The sequence below is a fragment of the Paenibacillus sp. An7 genome (assembly GCF_009870785.1).
GTDB lineage: Bacteria > Bacillota > Bacilli > Paenibacillales > Paenibacillaceae > Paenibacillus.
In genome coordinates, this window is the sequence record NZ_WTWX01000002.1 from 219,977 (window position 1) to 240,350 (window position 20,374).

The following is a 20,374-nucleotide window of genomic DNA, read 5'->3' on the forward strand; positions in this document are numbered from 1 at the left end:
AGTCATTTTACGCCTTATTCTCTTCAAGTTTATGCCTTTTGGCTTACCTCTGTCTCCATGATATGATGAAGACCTAATGAGGTTTGATTAAACAATGAAAGGTGAGAATAATTCATGAAAAAGATTGCTGTACTTGGACTCGGTACGATGGGCGGACCCATGGCTTCCAATCTTCTTAAAAAAGGCTATGAAGTCACTGTATATAACCGAACTACAGAAAAATGCAACCCACTCGTAGCCGAAGGTGCTGTAGCAGCCAAAACGCCAAAAGAAGCAGCACACGGTCAGTCACTCGTTATAACTATGGTTAGTAATGACGCATCCATCAATGATATTTATTATGGCGAGAACGGTATATTTGCAGGTGTCATTGATGGGACTACGATTATAGACTGCAGTACCATCTCCCCTGACCTTGCCAAGAAACTCGCAGCGGATGCTACGGCTCTTGATTGTTCTTTTCTGGATGCACCTGTAACAGGCAGCAAACCAGCAGCCATTGATGGTTCTTTAGTATTTATGGTTGGCGGTGATGCCGTAACCATTGAAAGTCAGATGGATGTATTCGAAACGCTTGGTAAAAAAGTAATTCCTATGGGCGAAAACGGAAATGGTGCCGTAGCAAAACTTGCCCATAATACGATCGTTGGAATTAACAATGTAGCACTAGCAGAAGGATTTGCGATAGCCTCAAAATCGGGCATCCCTGCTGATGCATTCCTGGATCTTGTAAAGTTAGGTTCTGCCGGCAGTAAAGCAGCTGAATTGAAAGGCCGCAAAATCATTGAACATGATTTTACGAATCAATTCTCCCTCGCTCTTATGCTCAAAGATTTAAAACTCGCGTCCTCTCTGACAGACAACACTGGCGTGCCTGCCCCTATGCTGAATTTGGCAAAAAGCATGTTCCAGTCCGGTGCCGCTAAAGGATACGGTGATGAAGACTTATCGGCTGTCGTAAAAATCTACGAGGCCTATATAGAACAGCAAATTAATGGTAAGCCGCTTGCATAGATAAAGATAGGATGAAAAAGGGTAAAGCGCCAATTCGGCTGCTTCACCCTTTTTTGTTTTTATATGGGTACAATAGAATTACAGAAGCGCTTTAACGCGGCTTACTACGTTTTCTACTGTGAAGCCATATTCTTTAATTACAGTGTCGCCAGGCGCAGATGCACCGAACGTAGAAATGCCGAGAATATCACCAGCATCACCCACATATTTTTCCCAGCCCATTGGATGAGCCATTTCTACTGCAAGACGTGCTTTAACATCTGGAAGCAGAACGGAATCTTTATATGCTTTATCTTGTTTTTCGAACAGATCCCAGCTTGGCATACTGATTACACGTACGTGAATACCTTCTTCAGCAAGAGCCTCTTGTGCTTTTACTGCAAGTTGAACTTCAGAACCTGTTGCGATAATTTGTGCAGTTGCTTTACCATTCTTCGCATCAGATACGACATAAGCACCACGTTTAATTCCTTCACGAGCGCCTTCTACGGTACCCGCAAGAATTGGCAAGTTTTGACGAGTAAGAACAAGCGCTACCGGATTCGAAGTGTTTTCCACTGCATAAGCCCATGCTGCAGAAGTTTCGTTAGCATCCGCTGGACGAATCACAGTAAGACCTGGAATGATGCGCAGGGAAGCCAGTTGTTCAATCGGTTCATGCGTAGGACCATCTTCACCTACTGCAATACTGTCATGAGTCAGTACATAAGTTACTGGCAGTTTCATGATAGAAGACAGACGAACTGCTGGACGAAGGTAATCGGTAAATACGAAGAATGTACCGCCGAATACTTTCACACCGCTATGCAGCGCCATACCGTTCATTGCAGCAGCCATACCGAATTCACGAACACCAAAGTAGATGTTACGGCCGGAATAATCCGCAGGAGTGAACTGAGCAAGATCGTTCAAGTGAGTCATTGTTGAACTTTCAAGGTCAGCAGATCCACCAGTGAGGTTAGGTACATTGTGAGCAAGACCGTTCAGTGCGTTACCGGAAGCTACGCGAGTAGATACTGCTTTGTCTTCCACGCTGTATTTCGGCAAGTCACGATCCCAACCTTCAGGAAGTCCGCCGCTGATTGCTGTTTCGAACTGAGCAGCAAGTTCAGGGTACGCTTTTTTGTATTCTGCAAATTTAGCTTCCCAAGCTTTGTTTGCTTCTACTCCGCGTTCTTTCACTTTTGCAAAATGAGCACGTACTTCGTCTGGAACGAAGAAATCTTCTTCATATACCCATTTATAATATTCTTTCGTAAGTTTTGTTTCGTCAGCACCTAGTGGAGATCCGTGAGTACCGCCATGGCCGCCTTTACCTTGTTTGTTCGGGCTACCGTAACCGATCACTGTTTTCACTTCGATCAGGGTTGGTCGATCTGATACTGCCTGTGCTTCTTTGATCGCTTTTTCGATTGCAGGAAGATCGTTGCCATCTTCTACGCGAAGTACATGCCATCCGTAACCTTCAAAACGTTTTTGAACACTTTCAGAGAAAGAAAGGTTCAGCTTACCATCAAGGGAAATATCGTTGGAATCATAAAGAACCACGAGTTTACCCAGTTTCAAGTGAGATGCCAAGGATGCTGCTTCGTGAGAAACACCTTCCATAAGGTCACCGTCACCACAAATTGCGTAAGTATAGTGGTCTACTACATCGAAATTATCTTTATTGTAAGTAGCTCCAAGCTGAGCTTCAGCCATTGCCATACCTACAGCCATTGCAATCCCTTGTCCAAGCGGACCTGTTGTTGCATCCACACCAGCAGTGTGTCCGAACTCAGGGTGTCCTGGAGTCAGGCTTCCCCATTGACGGAATTGTTTAATCTCTTCCATTGGAAGATCATAACCGCTCAGGTGTAGTAAGCTGTAAAGAAGCATAGATCCATGTCCTGCGGACAATACAAAACGGTCACGGTTGATCCAAGTTGGATTTTCCGGATTATGATTCATCGTTTTGGCAAACAATTGATAGCCCATTGGTGCAGAGCCCATCGGCATACCTGGGTGTCCCGATTTTGCTTTCTCAATTGCGTCGATTGCCAAGGTACGAACAGTAGTAATAGACAAATTATCGATTGTTTGATTCTCATCTTTGTTAATGCTTTGGTCTTTCGTTTGTTGATCAGTCATGTTTCATCCTCCTCATAATCTCTAAAAAAAGATGTCAGGATAAGCAAACGGACTTACGCTCAGGGATTGGTACCCGCTAAAAGAAAAAAACTTTTGTATGCAAGTTAATCCGCTTGAATGTTTCAATTTGACTTATTCAATAGTATTGTAACACCTCATACTTCATTTTTCCATAGCCTTCTTGTTCAATACATAAAAAATCATATTAAGGCACCCACCCAAGTATCTCCTAGGCAAGGAAAAGCATACCTAATTAAAAAGCGGGATACTTGTACAAAAAAAGCGATGATTCCACACAAAATGCCATCCCTATTATATATTCTTAGACTTATAGGGACTCTTTAAAACATCAATAATTTTCCAAGTTAAATTGATTTTGTCTGGTTTATTGAGCCAATTCAAATAAAAAAACTGTCCCCTAACTAAGTTAGGGGACAGTTTTTTGCATATCATAATATAAGAAAATATCGTTTGTTATTTTTAATTAGTTAAAGACTACCGTCTTGTTCTCATGAACAAGAATTCGGTCTTCCACATGCCACTTTACAGCACGAGCAAGTACAACACGTTCAATTGTACGTCCAATTCTTTTTAGCTCAGGAACATCATCCCGATGACTTACACGTCCCACGTCCTGCTCAATAATGGGACCTCCATCGAGTTCTTCCGTCACATAGTGTGCGGTTGCTCCAATGAGTTTTACACCGCGGTCATAAGCTTGAGCATAAGGCTTACCGCCCACAAAGGCCGGCAAGAAGGAGTGGTGGATATTAATTATACGATTCCGGTAATGCTCGATAAACGTTGGCGATATAATCTGCATATAACGAGCCAGGATAATGACATCAATGTCTTCACCAATCACTTCAAGTTGACGCTTCTCAGCCTCTTTCTTCGTATCAGGGGTAACTGGAATATAATGATACGGAATACCAAAGGATTCTACATATTCTCTCATATCTGGATGGTTACTCACGACAAGACCGATCTCTGCATCGAGGTCTCCCGCTTGCCACTGCCACAGAAGCTCAACAAGACAGTGATCTTCTTTGGAGACAAAAATAGCAAGCTTCTTACGTCTTGAGACATCGGAAATATACCACTCCATCTGAAACTGTTCAGCTACAGCACTAAAGTCCGCTTCCATCTCAGGTAAGCGACTAGACAACTGCGGAAGATCAAACTCCACCCGCATAAAGAACATGCCCCCGTCTGGATTCATCGAGTACTGATCGGACTGAATGATATTTGCTCCGTGATCGAACAAGAATTTTGAAACCGCAGCAACAATACCCGGAGCGTCTGGACAAGAAATCAGCATGCGGGCACGATCGATATGTGCAGGTCTACCTTGTGTGTGTTTTGTGTGAATATCCATTGGTCAATTTTCTCCCCCTTGATTTAGATCAATAACCTAAGCTTTCACCAATGCTTCTTTGCCAGCAAGCCATCCAATCAAACGATGATTTAATTGCTCCTCTGTAAGCTCAGGGAACAACGCTGCATTTACAACCATATCATACAAGCGCTCGAGCGGTTCACGGGGATCCGCTTTTTTCGCTTTTGCATCATTTTTAAGGAGTGTCCATGTGTCAAGCACAAAACGGCGGGATTCAATATCTTCCCCTGTAAAGAAATGATGGAGTCTTTCCACATCTTCAAGGAAGCCTTCTCCAAAACGACCTGCCACATCTCCGCGCAGCAAAGCGATCTCTGCTTCGTACATCGGACGCTGTGTTTTGGCATCTTTTCCGATCCAAGGGGTCTCAAGTATAAATGGGCGACCTTTGAGCAGTTCATGATGGACAACGCGGTTAATGGTATCAAAACCAATCCACCCCGCCCCAATCGGTGTATGTCTATCTTTCTTTGCTCCTGATGGATTTTTGCTATCATTAATATGCACGACTCCGATTCGGTCAAGACCTACCGTGCGATCGAACTGTTCAAGAACACCGTCCAGATCGCCTACGATATCATAGCCAGCATCATGAATATGGCAAGTGTCCATACAAATGGTCAGACGTTCATTACGTTCTACCTTATCAATAATCCGAGCCAGTTCTTCAAAAGAACGACCTATCTCTGTTCCTTTTCCTGCCATTGTTTCCAGTGCAATATTTACATCTGTTTCTTGCACTCCATTTAATACTTCATTAAGTCCCTCTGCAATACGCTGAATACCATAGTCGGCATCTTTATCCGTAAAAGCACCAGGATGAAGCACAATATTCTTCACGCCGATCGCGTGCGTACGGCGAATTTCTTCCTGAAGAAAACTTACTGCCAGTTCATAGGTGTGGTCTTTATAAGAACCTAGATTGATGATATACGGTGCGTGCACCACAATCTCTTCAAATCCGCCTTCTTGCATAGCTTTTTTACCTTCTTCAAGGTACATAGATTCCATTGGTTTACGGCGCGTATTTTGCGGAGCACCTGTATATATCATAAACGAAGAAGAACCGTATGATGCTGCTTCTTCTGTTGCTGTCAGCAGGCCCTTGCCCGAAAAGGATACGTGGGAACCGATTTTAAGCATCTTTTATCCCCCTATTTTTAAGAATGTAAAGCCTATTGTAACTTGATTATGAAAGCCAAGCAATACGTTCCTCGTATGTAACATACATCTCTCATCTTACCTTCATCTTTTGTCTATGCATTCCATAGGAAACATCAGATTGTGAGTGAGAATCTTATTTGTTAACTATCGAAATATATTCATATCTGCGTTATAATTCAAGAAACGGACAAATTTAGAAAATCGATCCACTCCCAAGATAAGTACATAACCATGGAATGACATGAGACATTGGGTAACGATCCTTAGCTAAATTGAACCTTCTTTACTATCGTCCTGAAAGCAGCGAAAGATTTGATGAAAATGATTCTACTAACAATTCATTTACAGCATCGTTTCATTTTAAACGCGTGATGTCCACATTTGAATTATAAGTTCTTTTCATGTAGATACATAATTCTATTTAACTCTATCCCTGAGGTGATCGATATGGATGTAATCCTGATTAACAGTAAGCTTAGTTCGGCTATGCCTAGCAACTGGTTTATGAACTCCCTTGTTTTTTGGGGATTTATCATGCTGGGAAGTATGGTAATCGGCGGTTTCTTTATGTTCCGCAAATTCTTGAAGGTGCTTCCTAAAGCCGATGGTAAATCCAAGCTGGATTGGCAGAATCACTGGGTCGAAGCAAGCCGCCATCTTTGGACAGACGAAGCAAAAAGTTTTTTAGATGAGCTGGTTCAGCCTGTACCTGGCCCCTTCCGAGATATTGCCAAGCACTCTATCGCTGCCGAGATTGGTAAAATCGCTCTTCAGAACCAGGCGAAAGAAGTAACGAGAGACCACTGTATTAAAGGCTATATTGTGGCTACACCAAAAAGAGACAACCGCTTCCTCGTTACCTTCCTAGACAAGAAGCAGATTGACTATAAGCCTTATAAACATCTAATGAACAAATAGGTGAACTCTCTCTTGAGTCGATAATATCCAAACTCCAATTCATACCTGTTCCTCAGACCAGATCCAAAACGACTTTACATGTGGGAGATCACCCACGTCCACATAAAAATGATTATGCCGCAAAGTATTGCGTCTTTATCGATACCTTAAAACAAAAAAAAGCCGCAAAACGCGGCTTCGAAACTGCAGGCAAACTAGCTTAAACTAGTTTGCCTGTCGTTTTTTAGAGAATCTATCTTGCTACGGATTTAATAGAGAGAATAGAGATCCCTCCGATGATCGAGAGTGAGAATGACATAATAAAAATAGATGAAAAACCGATTTGGGAAATCATAAGTGCAGCAATCACTGGGGCTATCGCTTGTGTTACGGTATTTCCCAAATTGTATATTCCTAAGAACAGACCTACGCGATCCTTATCCGGAATTACCCTTAAATTCAGAAGATTATCCAAAGAGTTCCATATACCCATTCCCAAACCAGCCATAAAGCCGTAAATCATAATACCTAGATCATTTCGTAAAAAGAAAATGCTGAGTGCTCCAATTCCTAAGAAAATCGTAGATAAGCCAACTGGTAATTTTAATATTTTTAACTTATCTGAAATCGGTCCAGCAATAAATCCCATAGCGATACCAAATACCAGCATGATACCATTAATTAGTTGGATTGATTGTTGTGTATCAGAGGTACCTTTGTGTAGAAAGTCGGTCATTATAAATAGCAAGTAACCCGTAATAGCAAAGTTCCCAATCCCTTGACATATTTTACCGATTAAAGCTAGATAATAATCACGACCAATTGACCACTTTGGAAACACGGACATAAATTCCTTAATTGAAAACTTTTGCTTATCTTGTGACTTAGAGACTTCTACTGTCTCATCCAAGTTAGACGGTTCACGCACAATAAATGCAGCGATTAATGTACCGATGAACGTAACAATACCAAAAATAACAAAACCTAAACGATATTGCCCTAAAAAGAACGCACCTAAAATGGTAAATCCATTGTTACCTAATGCCATACCAAGTCCGCCATAAGCAGATGATGCTGTTCCCTTACCTTCCTCCGGTGCTAAATCTAACCAAGCAACCATGGGTGCTACAATAAAGTTGAGTGCAACTTGTCCCAGCATCCAGCTTAGTAATAATAACGGAATGGTAGTAGTCATCGAGGCGAGAATCATGGCGAGCATAAACACGAATGATCCCCCGATCAACCAAGGTGTACGTCTTCCAAACCGAGACCTTGTACGGTCAGACAAGTATCCAGCCACCATGTTAGAAATGGCCGCGACAACCATCCCCAATGCTGAGAATAAAGCTACTATGTTTACTTTATTTACGGGATCTAGCTGCTGAATCATTGCCGGTAAAAATAAACTGGCTGTTACAATATAAGGTCCTAGCCACGTAGCTGGTCCGATAATTAATCCTGGTACTAAACGTTTAAGCGGTATCGTTCTCATGTGAAACTTCCTCTCCGATGTCTAGTAATTCTTGACCATATAATAATTAAAGTCTGCAAATGAATCGTGCTGGTGAGAATCAACTGAACCAATAAAATTAAATAGCCCTGTAAATCCGCCGATCTCTCCTGGTTCCCCGTTCACACCTTCATCAGACAAATAAGAAACATCAATTTGATCCTCAAACACTTGCCATTCACTATCCTCACTCAAGCGATAGAAGATACTCGCTATGCCTGATTTATATATAAGCTTCAACTCAGCCGTATTTCGAGGTACTAGAGTTTTATGATGAACAAACTCGATGCGCTTTCCTAACTTCGCTTGAAGTAGACTTAATACTGTCCCGCTTAATGTTTCTGAATACGTTAAGTGAGCATAAATCCAGTTGTTAGAATCATAGTAAAGCCCCATACCCGCAGTTTCTAAATAATGATCCGGCCTAAATTCAAGTTTTGTCTTAAAATCATAATGAAATGATGTGGCACGGGTTGCCATAATGGCTGGATTCATTTGTGAGAATAACGAGTTTTCTCCGTGAATCCGCAAATACCCTGGACGTTCGACCGTATTCACCCAATGATCTTCCTGATTGCGATAAGGAGTCATAAAATGATTGTTATATTTTTCACTAGTAAAATCATCAAATACATCATGAGATACCCTGTTTCCTGGATTAACTCCCTTCATCCCCTTAACTTCCATCTTGGCTAAATTTGTTCCATCACACATTTCCAACCAGCCATCTTCAGTCCAGTTCATTTTTTGTAAAGACGTTTCACGTCCTAATGGATTTAAAAGCATTCCTTCAAGTGGGCGGGACATGAGATGAGCAATATACCACTCACCCGTATGGGTTTGAACTAAAGAACCATGACCTGCTTTTTGCATAATGGAGTGTGGATTATACATTTCAAAATGTCCGGCATCGGGATCACCGAGTGAAAATAGATGCTGCGGCGAAGATGTAATAATCGGCTCTTTTGATGGGTGGGGCTCATACGGACCAAATATATTTTTTGAGCGCCCTATCTCAACACCGTGTGCGTATCCTGTTCCTCCAGCAGCAATTAGTAGATAGTAATATTCCTTATGCTTATATATTTGTGGCGCTTCAGCACAACCACGGCTAGTAAACCCTTGTGTAACTCGATGCCAATCGCCTTTGATCTTACCTTGATCTAGGTCAAACTCTGCAATCACGATATGCCCGGGTGCTTGGTAACCTTGTCGTGTTTCCCACTCCAGAATGGATACATAATGTTTTCCATCCTCATCATGAAAAAGAGCTGGATCAAAACCTATGGATGTTATGTAGATCGGTTCTGACCACGGTCCGTTGATATCTTCTGCCCACATCGCGTATGAATCCGCATTAAATTCACGGCCAGCCATGTTTACCATGTGAGAGTATGCTAACCAGAATTTTTTTGTAGAGGAATCATAGGATAAGTGCGGTGCCCAGATGCCGGCAGGTGTATTCGTACCGCGTAAGTTGACTTCACCATTTCGTAGTACGAAATTTGTTAGTTCCCAATTAGCTAAATCTTTTGACTGGAAAATTTGTACCCCTGGATTCCAGTGAAAGGTTGAAGTAGCTATATAATAGACTTCCCCAACCCGAATAATGGAGGGATCTGGTGCCATTCCAGGAATGACCGGGTTTTGAATCATTGTCATATCTTTTGCTCCTTTCATCACCTAATTATGGTTATGATCGATTGTCTTCCTTATAAAGCGCTTACCTTTTGTGGCTAATTTATTTACCCTTTTTCTAGAAAGCAAACATATTATGAAACAGCACATTGATACCGCTTTCTTTTTTGACTATAATAAACTTGCATTTGCTAATTATCGATAATTTACCTGTGTACCACGTCAACAACGAAAGCGTTTCCTACTGCTTGTCTACATTATAATAACAATGAATATATAAATACGATTGCACAATTAAAGAAGAATTTACCCATATCAAAGGCAGGTTTAATACAATGACAAACTGCAATAATTGTTTATTAGGCAGCAAAACACAAATCCTTCCCCGTATAGATTGGAATATTCGTTTTTTTGGCGCTCATAAACAGACGGTTTATTCAAACTGGTCAATGACCAAGGAATACCACCATGCTTTTGAAATCTTAATTGTTTTAGACGGCACGCAAGAAACGCTCTTTGAAAATGAACAATATCTAATAGAAAAAGAGGATATCCTCCTTATTCCGCCTGGATTTGAACATATTAATAAGTGTCATGCTTCCGAGTCTATGACCTATTTTTGTGCTCATTTTGATATTGACGAACCTTCGCTACGCATACGATTAATGAAAAACTGTGAATGGGTTTATAATCCTTCCCATCCCTATCACAGCAGATTAAAAAAATGTCTTCTCAAATGGATTGATATTTTAGATGATCCTCATATTTCATTTGCTAAAGCAAAATTAAGAGCACAAGTTATTCTTTTTGAATTATTGGAAGTGTTAGTAGATATTCAGCCTTTAAACGACAACAAAACAAACCAGACCATGACTACTGCAAAATATGCCAAAGAAATTGCAGAAGCAATAAAGTGGAATTTCAAGAAAAAAGCCGGGGAGAAAAGCGAACATACCGATTTCAGTATCCACATTCAGCCCATTATAGCTTCTTTGGGGATCAGCCCAAATTATGGGTTAGAAGTATTTCAGAAAGTTTATCGTATGTCTCCAAGAAAATATTTATCTGATCTGAAATTACAAGAAGCAAAAATCTTATTACAACAACCCGAGTTACCATTGAAGGAGATTGCTCATCGTTTAGGTTATAACAACTTATCTCACTTTAGCAGGCAATTTAAACGATGGACCGGAATCAATCCTTCAGAATATCGAAAGAAAACGAACATCTAAAGAAATCAAAGTATCTAAGCCAGTGCATAAAAATAGGAGTCGATTTATTCTAATGGTATTAAAGTAGAATTTATACGAAATTTAGTGCAATGAAGAGTGTGAACGGATACAATCGTGTAATAAACAATAGGACTGTGAAAATGGCTGTCACTTTATACGTTGGTCAAAAGAGAGGAGCGAGGTCATACATGAAGCTTGCGATTTGTGGGGGCACCGGATTTATTGGGAGACATCTTTCTGAGTATTGGATAAAGCAGGGATATGAGATTATCGTTATTACAAGAAAAGCAAGAGCCAACCAACCAGATGGCATGAAACTTGTGACTTGGGATGAACTAAGCAGCAATCCCCATCTGCTTGAATCACTGGACGCTGTCGTTAATCTAGCTGGGGAATCACTCAATCAGCGGTGGACAAAGGATACGAAGTCAAAAATAAAGCAGTCTCGCCTGGATTCGGTTCACCGATTAGGAGATATTCTCGATCAACTCACAAATAAACCGCAAGCCGTTATTCAATCCTCAGCCGTGGGAATCTACGGTACCTCTCGAAAAGATACCTTCAACGAATATTCTGAGGTAGAGAGCATCGATTTTCTATCTGACGTCTGCGTGCAGTGGGAAAATGCAGCCCGGCAAAGATTTAATAATACAAGGTTAGTCCTTGTCAGAACAGGCGTAGTTCTGGGCGATAAAGGAGCCTACCCTCTCATGCAGTTACCTTATAAAATAGGGGTAGGCGGGCCTATTGGGGATGGAGAACAGTGGGTTTCATGGATACATATGAATGACATGGTGAAGCTGATCGATTATGCTGTGCGAAATCCTGAGATGAGCGGTCCTGTGAATGCCACTTCTCCATACCCTGTTACGAATACAGATTTCGGAAAGACCATTGGAAACGTTCTGCATCGTCCTCACTGGTTTCCGGCGCCTTCATTTATGCTCAAAGCACTGCTTGGCGAAATGTCCATTCTCATTTTGGAAGGTCAGAAAGCAGTACCTGACAAAGCTGAGGAATGCGGCTTCCAATTTGATTACCCTCGCCTAAATGACGCAATTTATCAGTTAAAAAACAGCTAGACGTAATGGAAAGTATATTTCGATTCTGAAATGATAAAAGAATCGCCTTCTTCGAGGGGATATTCTTTATAAGGAATCATCGGCTGATCAAGCAATAGTGTACCGTTCATCGAATTTAAATCTTTAATATAATATCGATCTTTCGATTTACTGATTTCTACATGTGCCCGGGATGTCCCCTTCCCTTCCTCTACATATTGGGACACTTCCTGTGAGCGGCCAATAATAAAACTTGCTGTACCTAACTCCATTTGTTCAGGTGCAGCTTGGGGAGCTTGCCTTTCTAATATTCCTTTTTTTATAGTCACCACAGCGGATTGACTAGCAGAACTTGAAACTGACTCTACATCAGAAAGAAGCACCGTCGCCTGGGCATGAGATGTATTTAGCATCTGCGTGCTTTGACGCAAAGAATCATAGTAATGATCCGTTGTCTCATGCTCCTCATTGTCTAGTGATTTAGGTGCGGTAAAAGAGAAGATAGAGTCTGGCGCTACTTGTTTAAAAGGATTGCTGAGGAATTCACCATCAGATTCTTCCAGCTTAGATGGCGAGTTCCAGCGCCATGGTTCCGCACCTTCTTTGTTTTTATTTCCACTACCGAAAATCCCCTTTTCCCTAGGAAAATCAGTCTCATCTTCCTGCTGAAATAAAGAGAAGGAAGAAGATTGCGCATTATTTGAGAGTTCGTTGCTGATGTAATCATCTTCTTGTTTTCTTGTGCTGTTTAAAGACATGTTACCTATCCCAGCGAGTTTTCCTGTAGATAACATATAGGCAGCTGCAGCCAGTGTTACGGTAATAACCAAACACAGTACAAGCCGAGTGGCCGTTGGTTCATCCATATAAAGAAATCTCCACAACACAGAAGCGAGAAGCATCCCGCCGAGCCAGTAATAAATAGGTTTTTCAGGTTTTTTAGTCTCTTTCTCTTCTCCCTCTTCAGAGTGATGTCCACTTGATTCATAGGTATCTTTCATAGAAAAAATAGGGTGCGAAATAGAACCCAAAGCTAGGCCTGGTCTATTCTCACTCGCAGCTTCAGGTGAAGAACGGCGGAGCGGGTTAAGCGGAACAGACGAAATGAAGCTATCGTTTGAGTGATTGGACAATACCGGTATCTGATTGGGTACGGGTGCAGGTGTAGGTGTAGGTCTAGAAGATCTCTGTAAGTTAGGATTACTCGGTTCTTTTATGAGGGACCGTGATGATTTCCCTTGAAAATGATCGTCCATAGGGTACGAAGATGATACACCATGAACGCTGTTTATTCTTGCTGAAGACTTACTTCCTACACCTGTCTCAGACATAAGTAGCTCATTCAACAATTTCTGCAAATCATCAAGCTGAAAATCTCCATCATTACATAACTGCAAAATTCTTTGTATACCCGTTCCTTCGAGCGCTTTGACATAAGGCATCATTCTATTCACCATCTGACTTATTTGAAAAGGGATGGATTCTACTTCCATTTCTAGTGAAACCGGTATATAACATAAATACACTTTTGCTTCCTCAAGAGGATCGGTTGTAAATATATAATCCTCATGTAATACATACCTTTGTTCGTCAAGCATATACTGCGGACAAGTAAGTAATGTCTGAGTGATCTGCAGCAGTAATTGAAATAGGCCTGTTAGAGATAATTTCTCATGTCTTGCTGTTTGGGAAAGCATTTTTTTACCTGATATATCATAGTGAAACGTAATTTCTTGATCGATTTCTTTCATAGACATTGACAGATGACCTGAAATGACATTGGACATCACCATTTGCAGCTGTATCTCACTCAGTTCACTGCGGACAAATCCGCCAGTTTTATCAATCGTCATCATTGCTTTACCGTTATGTATAAAATCTCGTTTCAAGCTAATCATAACGTCTCTCCTTTAGACACTTCACTGTTCTATTCTTTGTATATAATTAGCACACTGTTTTTATAATAAATATATCCCGCATGCGCTTATAAACCCCGGCAACACAGCAATCATAAACGGAAACCGAAGGCCTTCCTTCAGCGGGCTGTAACTTTGCACTGGACTCATGAATCCGATACCTGGGATTACCCAGCTAAAAATATATAGAACGAGCTTGCCCAATCGTTGAACCAGCTGTTTTTTCAAAATTAGAATAATAAGGCCAATTATGCCTGCAATGAGAATGGAGTATACCATTGCTTGAACGGTAAATAAAACCCCAGTCCATGCCCCGATTCCGCCAAAGATTTTCACATCGCCCGCTCCTACCGCTCCGGCAAGATAAAGCACAAACATGATCCCAAATCCAGTACCCAATCCGCTCATACTTGAAAGCAAATCTTGAAAACCACCTATACATAAATGAACGATCAGCCCGCTAATGATAGCAGACAAAGATAACAGGTTAGGAATTCGCATAGATCTGACATCTGTAATAAATGCAGCTACCACAAAAATTCCACATCCATAATAAACAAGTTCCATCACATTCACTTCCTTCACGTCTTTGAAGCAACCTCAAACATCACTTCTAACCTAGCTCCATCACTTGTTTCGATAACAAAAGGCCACGTTCCCTCTGTCGTTCTTGTGCCGACAAACCACGTCCACTCCACCTCACCAATCTCATCAGCCGTAGCCCATCCTACATGTTTAGCTGTGCTTTCTCCTGTTTTATAAAATACCGACAAATTTGCCGAAGCACCCGGAGTAATCTTTGCCCTAATGGTAGCCTGTCTCGCAATATAGGCAGGTTCTGGTTTGGATAACAGGGCTACATTTCCCTTCGCAGCGTTGGTACCGTCTCCTTCTGAATTCCCCTCGTTTGTAGCTCCAATCCAGATCCGCTCTTTACTGCTGGCCTGAATTCGAATGCTCTTATTTGTAAAAGGAACTTTGAGCGGCATCTCATAAGTTAGCTCGATCCCAAAGTAAGGGTTCGTTTTTTCTTTCAGGTTCGGTAAATCGATGCCGTTAACGTGAATTCGGTCATATTCAAGTACCGTATTCTCGATTACCGGAGAGAGGAGCGGCTTAATTACCGGGTCGAGTACAGCTTCCGAAACTGAACTTTGCAAATGCTGCAGCGGTGCTTCTCCGCTTGCTGCTGCCATAGAAGCCCACTCACCAATCGGTTCGGGCAGAGCAGAAGCATATTTGGCAACTAAATCAGTCAATGACAATTCAGGGATCGGAAAAATTCCGCCCTCCCCCGTCCCTGGGATGTCCAAGCCATCTAATCCTGAATCTACTGAGCCTGCCGCATCAACTGCAAGCACTACAGGATACATATGTGCAGAGATTTTTTTCACTGTTTCTGAGGCAGCGGTTTGCAGGGCCGTTACAAATAACGTCATTTGGACAAAGTAAATAAGAAAGACGATAAAAAAGAGAAAGATCGGCATGACTAGAGAAGCGTCGAGTACTATACTCCCCTTGTCTGACCTCAGACTGCCACCTATCTTTCTACTTCTTCTATTTCGTTTCTTGTGAATTTTCATAGTTTTATTAGCCCCTATTAATATGAACTGGATAATCTAGTAGGAGTAATCCGACTGAACCGTGATATAAACACTACCATTCTCTACACGATTAGCACTTCCTGATATCGTCCCTAACATTTTGGTTATTCCAGGTAAAAACCATAATTTCATCCTCATGCCTGTCTGTCCTGAGGCATAGGTATACGACTTCAACAGATCTATATCCGTGTTCAAACGGATCAATGCCATCATTCGTGACATCTTTTTCTCGTTATTACTATGTGCAAGCAAGAAAAAGCGTAAATGATCGCGGTAGGTTACCGATATCTGCTTGGCATATTTAGATAATTCTACTTTTCCGTCATCCGCAAGAGAGCTCATATCAGCAAGTGCATGTTCAAGTCCATACAAGATCGCTTTTGAAAGGATAAGCAGCGGATTACCAAGCTTACTGCTCTCCACAAGTCCCTCCATCGTCCTAATCGCAAGCCTTATGGTAAACACTTCGCCATAGGCTGCAGTAATATTCCCATAAGGATTATGAAACCCATAAATGATATACTCGAGTTCCTGACTTTCCGGTAGAAAAAATGATTCCGGTTCAAGCGTACTCGTGTTTGTCTTGCTGCCTGATAACATTGAAAGATCAACAGACGAAAAATATTGCATTGCGTATTCATTTTGAAACAGTTCATCACTCAGAACATCAATAAACCCAGACATACCGCCAAACATCTGATCCATATTTTCCATCGCATCTCCCCCCGCATCATAAGGGTCATCAGACATTTGTGTGCTAACTGATTCTTCACTACTCGTCTTATTAAAGGAAATACTCTCATTAAAATAAGTTTTTAGTTCATTAAACTGTTTTGTACTTTCTTCGAGACCCGCCGCAGCCACTAATAACTTGATTTTATTTTGTGCTTCATTTAGTTTTTGCTGTGACTGCTTGTCCACTTTTGCTCTTTCTTTATCAGCTGCCCTATAATCATCAATCTGCTGTGCGGACTGATCTATCATGTTACTGCTGCTAGATTTTACGTAGCGGTCCATATATACCTGAATATCCTTATTCGCGGAAAGAACTTCATTTCTTTTATGATAGGAATCACCGTCTGATAGGTTACGAAGCGAACTTTCAGCAGCCATTACTTTTTGCTGTGCATATGTATAATCTGTTAATTGTTGATTCTGGCTGTTTATAAAAGCGGCAAACTCCGTATCTTTTCGTACTAGTTCTTCTGTCTTCTTACGTAATTCGGCCCCATTTACATTTCCAGATGAGGATACTCCCTTACTTGGTGTGTTTGCTTGACCCACTTTGTCATATGCCTGATTAGCAGCTCTCGCCTCACCATCTTTAATGACCTGTTTCATTTGCTCATTCAGTTGTTTTGCTTCTTCAATCAGATCATTCGCCTCTTCAATCTTCTGCTGGTGTGTGCTTGCTGCTCCTGTTCTTGCTTGTCCGAGGCGAAACAATACTCCTGTTAGGTCCATACGATACTCGCTTAGCTCCGTACCATGAATTCTAAGGCGAGGCTCCCTTGCTTCATCTTCCGTATATTTAGTGTAATAATCAGAGTAACGAGAGGCTCCATCTGCTAATGAGCGAATGTTTCCACCCAGCGGGCTATCACTGAAGTAGCTGCTTGGAGGGTCCATAACCAGCTTCGCAACCATCTCCGCCGTTTTCGCAGCTTCCCTTCTCTTTTTGATAGCCTGCTCAAGTGATTTTTCACGCTTGTCATATAGTTTTTGTAACTTCCGCAGAACGTCTACACTGTGAGCTGCTTGCTTTAGATCCTCTGAGAGAGGTTTAAATCTAGTTACCGCATCATATAAAAAATCAATCGGCGCTTTATACTTCATCTCTTCCTGAATTTGTTGATTAAAGTGATCATACCTGCCTAGTTCACGTTCAAATACAAGACCTGAACTATCTAGTTGCATCGGAATAATGGCGAGTCCATCCCGATGAGGAATGGGCTTTGTACTATCATTTAGCACTTTAGACATAATGAAATCTCCTTGTTCACCGCTGTGAGCAAATAGTCCATATCTCTGCTGGAGCTCAGGCATGTAGGAGGACATTACAGAACGAACAGCAGCATGAGATAACCTCTCTGTCTGAACTTTCATAGCTCCAATTCTTGCATAATCTATAAATACAGCAACAAACATAAAGATGACCGCAAGCACCATGGCCAGAAAAATAGTTACTGTCCCAGACTCTGATTCCCCTTTCTTAAACAATCCGTTTCTCCCCCGCATCCTACAGTTATTTCCCCGTTAGCTTTCCGAGAATTTGTGCGATTTCTGATGGATCACCGGGTGTTCCCATCCCCGAGAATCGCGCTCCATAATATCGAATCAACTCTATATTGCGGATGAACTCATCGGGCTCAACCACCGTTGCTTTCCCTGAATGGTGAATTTTACGATCTCGATGAAGTAAAAAACCCACCATGGGTAAAGATACTAATTGATCTATTTTCGTTGTTATCTGCCGATTCATGAATTTATTCTCATACTCCATCGTCCCGCTGTACATTGATGGGAGCGATGCAGCTGTCTGACTCATTTTCTGTGATGTAAGATTACCCTCTAATCTCTCACTTGGAACAGATATAGAGGAAGCAGATTCTGCTCCAAACGTACCAAAAAGCGAACCAAGCATATAATCATCAGCTAATCTCCAGTACAACCTGTCGTATTCGTCCTCTGGAAATGCACCTGTCTTCGGTTCCTTATGGCTGTTCTCCCAGTTATAAGCTGAGCGCTCCGAAGATGCAGATGCGTACTGTGTTAACATCGATTTCTGGTACAGCAACACGCAAAAGAACATTAATAAACATAGCGTAAACAAAATGACAGGAAACACGAGAGAAGCTTCAAGCGTGAAGCTCCCATTGTCGTCTCTCAAATGGTTTCTGAACCTGAAGAGTTTATTCGAAAAATTCTTCACTTTTTGAACCAACCTGTTTCAGCAATTTATTGACGATTGAAGTGATCTGATTTTTGAAAATAAGACCAATTACAATAATGACCCCAATAATCAAAATCATCTCCAGCGTACCGAGACCATCCTCTTCCTTCCAAAAACCAACCATCTTATTTTTAACTGTTGTCAGCATTACTATTTCCCCCTATAAATTCATCGTCATAAACGAAGGTGCACCTACCATAATTACAATAACTAAAAAAATAACTACCATTGGAAACACCAGCTTAGATGAAGCCTGCTCCCCTTTGGTGCGACTCAGTGATTTTCTCTTCTCCCACAATACTCGTGACAGCTCCCTCAGAGAAAGTACAAAATCATTGCCTCCCCGCCGAAAGTTAAGCAGCACGGTCGTTGTAAATATAGATACTTCCTGAACGCCGCATCGTTTACTAAACTGCTCAAAGGCTTGTTGAAATGAAAATCCACTGTTCCATTCTGCAATCATTTGTCTGAGTTCTATGTACAAAGGATGGTCAGAACTCTGTTTACGCTCCGTACAATGTATAATTGCCTTCTGGACGGTCTCCCCTGCACCAACAAGCAAAACAACTTTGTTAAGAAACTCTGGCAGTTCCATTAAAATATCCTGTTCACGCAGCTTCACCTTCTCATGAAGATCCTTCAGCTGTGCAAAGGGAATGATAATAGCGAGCATGCATCCGATTGCAATTCCCATCAGCCCATGTAACCAAAGCGTCATCACAGCCCCACCCATTAGCGCAAGCCAGCTACATACAAACATCTCTGCAAGAAACAACATCATTTTCTCATGACCATATTTAGGACCATAAGCTCTCTGAATCGAATGCTGCACACGATAAACAAACATTGGAAACTTTCTTACGAAGTCCATTCGTTCAATCAGGCCAATAAATGGAGCATGCAGTTTACGAAATCGCAGTCCGGTCATCTCTACCTGATTCAGCTTTTGATACCTTGTTTTAGCTGTTCGATTGGCAAGAATCCACCACAAGGCAAGCAAAGCAGCCATCATATTACTAATGATCATCATTACTCCTCGCCCCTTACACCCGAATATTCATAATACGATTCACCCATAAGAAACAAGCAAACAATACGATAATAGATACACTTGAAATGAGATATCCGGCTGGGCTGTATAAAGGTGTCAGGAAATCAGGAGACGTGACACTAAGCACGAACAAAAATACAAAAGGAGAAGCAAACATTGCCTTAGACTCAAACTTTTTCTGTGAGATAGTTACTGCAATTTCTTGCTGAATATCTAGTTTTTCTCCTATAACCGAAGAAGTTCTTCTTACGACTTCAACCAGATCACCGCCTGTACGTTTACAAGTAACAAACACATCGGCGAAGTTCGTAATGTCCTCCATATGAGCACGATTTGCAAAATCTAATAAAGCTTCCTCAATCGGCTGACCATATTCCATTCTTGTACAGATAATTGTAAACTCTCGGATCAGATCGTGATCTGCCTGCGGATCAAGCATTCGAAGATCAAGAACAGCTTCCCTAAATGCATTTTCTACGGACTTTCCAGCAGCAAGAGAGGAAGATAGAGAATATAGTGCTTGCTTAAAGTGAAGACTGAGAGCCGATCGTCTCTTCTCAAGCAGGTATTGATTATAGTATTTAGGGATAAAAAATGCTGCTAAGGCTAATATGCTGCTCATAATTATGTGATGATAAAATAAGTAGCCGATCATAAAAAACAGAATGGCGCTGACAATCATGCATACTATTTTTTGCCGAGGACTTAAATAATGTACTGAATAGTCAGATAGTTTACCGCTAGACTCTGCCGGTATGTGGTTCTTGTTCTGAACAAACCTCCTGCTCAAATCCACTTTCATCCT

17 protein-coding genes are annotated in these 20,374 nt (G+C 41.5%); 4 read left to right on the forward strand and 13 right to left on the reverse strand.

The features are described from left to right. The first annotated feature begins 114 nt into the window (after positions 1 to 114). Positions 115 to 1,014, forward strand: a complete 900-nt coding sequence (locus tag GQY27_RS04045; RefSeq protein WP_160032246.1) for an NAD(P)-dependent oxidoreductase — start codon at positions 115 to 117, stop codon at positions 1,012 to 1,014. A 78-nt stretch (positions 1,015 to 1,092) separates the two neighbouring features. Here the strand turns inward: GQY27_RS04045 and tkt are convergent, their stop codons facing one another. The 3 genes from tkt to GQY27_RS04060 all read right to left on the reverse strand — a co-directional run bounded on the left by tkt (position 1,093) and on the right by GQY27_RS04060 (position 5,686). Continuing rightward, positions 1,093 to 3,144, reverse strand: a complete 2,052-nt coding sequence (gene tkt / locus GQY27_RS04050) for a transketolase (RefSeq protein ID WP_160032247.1) — start codon at positions 3,142 to 3,144, stop codon at positions 1,093 to 1,095. A 484-nt stretch (positions 3,145 to 3,628) separates the two neighbouring features. Then, positions 3,629 to 4,522 carry a formyltetrahydrofolate deformylase gene (gene purU, locus GQY27_RS04055; protein WP_160032248.1) on the reverse strand — a complete coding sequence of 298 codons (894 nt, stop codon included), beginning with the start codon at positions 4,520 to 4,522 and terminating at the stop codon, positions 3,629 to 3,631. Positions 4,523 to 4,558: 36 nt separating this feature from the next. Continuing rightward, complete coding sequence (locus GQY27_RS04060) at positions 4,559 to 5,686, reverse strand: deoxyribonuclease IV (RefSeq protein WP_160032249.1); 1,128 nt, start codon at positions 5,684 to 5,686, stop codon at positions 4,559 to 4,561. Positions 5,687 to 6,154: 468 nt separating this feature from the next. Here GQY27_RS04060 and GQY27_RS04065 point away from each other — a divergent pair, with 468 nt between their 5' ends. Beyond that, positions 6,155 to 6,625 carry a DUF2621 domain-containing protein gene (locus GQY27_RS04065; protein WP_160032250.1) on the forward strand — a complete coding sequence of 157 codons (471 nt, stop codon included), beginning with the start codon at positions 6,155 to 6,157 and terminating at the stop codon, positions 6,623 to 6,625. Between the two features lie 232 nt (positions 6,626 to 6,857). On the opposite strand, the gene GQY27_RS04070 is transcribed toward GQY27_RS04065, so the two are convergent. After that, entirely contained in the window at positions 6,858 to 8,096 is a 1,239-nt protein-coding gene (locus GQY27_RS04070; protein WP_160032251.1) for an MFS transporter, read from the reverse strand. Between the two features lie 21 nt (positions 8,097 to 8,117). Beyond that, on the reverse strand, positions 8,118 to 9,776 hold the full coding sequence (locus GQY27_RS04075; RefSeq protein ID WP_160032252.1) for a glycoside hydrolase family 43 protein: 1,659 nt from the start codon (positions 9,774 to 9,776) through the stop codon (positions 8,118 to 8,120). A 311-nt stretch (positions 9,777 to 10,087) separates the two neighbouring features. Between GQY27_RS04075 and GQY27_RS04080 the strand changes: the two genes are divergently transcribed. Together GQY27_RS04080 and GQY27_RS04085 are read left to right on the forward strand one after the other, a co-directional pair. Continuing rightward, positions 10,088 to 10,984, forward strand: coding sequence for an AraC family transcriptional regulator (locus GQY27_RS04080; protein ID WP_160032253.1), 897 nt, complete (start codon positions 10,088 to 10,090; stop codon positions 10,982 to 10,984). 188 nt (positions 10,985 to 11,172) lie between these two features. Then, positions 11,173 to 12,066: a TIGR01777 family oxidoreductase gene (locus tag GQY27_RS04085; RefSeq protein WP_160032254.1), complete on the forward strand. Its 894-nt coding sequence runs from the start codon at positions 11,173 to 11,175 to the stop codon at positions 12,064 to 12,066. Here GQY27_RS04085 and GQY27_RS04090 read toward each other — a convergent pair. Genes GQY27_RS04090 through GQY27_RS04125 form a run of 8 tightly spaced genes read right to left on the reverse strand, consistent with a single transcriptional unit; the run spans position 12,063 to position 20,371 of the window. Then, entirely contained in the window at positions 12,063 to 13,943 is a 1,881-nt protein-coding gene (locus GQY27_RS04090) for a DUF6382 and FHA domain-containing protein (RefSeq protein ID WP_160032255.1), read from the reverse strand. The genes GQY27_RS04085 and GQY27_RS04090 overlap by 4 nt on opposite strands. 60 nt (positions 13,944 to 14,003) lie before the next feature. Next, the gene (locus tag GQY27_RS04095; RefSeq protein WP_236570478.1) at positions 14,004 to 14,546 is read right to left on the reverse strand and encodes an A24 family peptidase; all 543 of its coding nucleotides are present in this window, start codon (positions 14,544 to 14,546) and stop codon (positions 14,004 to 14,006) included. Continuing rightward, complete coding sequence (locus GQY27_RS04100) at positions 14,543 to 15,544, reverse strand: TadE/TadG family type IV pilus assembly protein (RefSeq protein WP_160032256.1); 1,002 nt, start codon at positions 15,542 to 15,544, stop codon at positions 14,543 to 14,545. Before GQY27_RS04100 ends, GQY27_RS04095 begins: the two co-directional genes overlap by 4 nt. 36 nt (positions 15,545 to 15,580) lie before the next feature. Then, entirely contained in the window at positions 15,581 to 17,785 is a 2,205-nt protein-coding gene (locus GQY27_RS04105) for a hypothetical protein (protein ID WP_160032257.1), read from the reverse strand. A 25-nt stretch (positions 17,786 to 17,810) separates the two neighbouring features. After that, positions 17,811 to 18,455 (reverse strand): TadE family protein, encoded by a 645-nt coding sequence (locus GQY27_RS04110; protein WP_160032258.1) that lies wholly within the window; start codon positions 18,453 to 18,455, stop codon positions 17,811 to 17,813. 22 nt (positions 18,456 to 18,477) lie between these two features. Next, on the reverse strand, positions 18,478 to 18,666 hold the full coding sequence (locus tag GQY27_RS04115; RefSeq protein ID WP_160032259.1) for a Flp1 family type IVb pilin: 189 nt from the start codon (positions 18,664 to 18,666) through the stop codon (positions 18,478 to 18,480). A 12-nt stretch (positions 18,667 to 18,678) separates the two neighbouring features. After that, complete coding sequence (locus GQY27_RS04120) at positions 18,679 to 19,548, reverse strand: type II secretion system F family protein (protein ID WP_236570479.1); 870 nt, start codon at positions 19,546 to 19,548, stop codon at positions 18,679 to 18,681. A gap of 13 nt (positions 19,549 to 19,561) precedes the next feature. Next, entirely contained in the window at positions 19,562 to 20,371 is an 810-nt protein-coding gene (locus tag GQY27_RS04125) for a type II secretion system F family protein (protein ID WP_201450674.1), read from the reverse strand. Between the last annotated feature and the right edge of the window lie 3 nt (positions 20,372 to 20,374).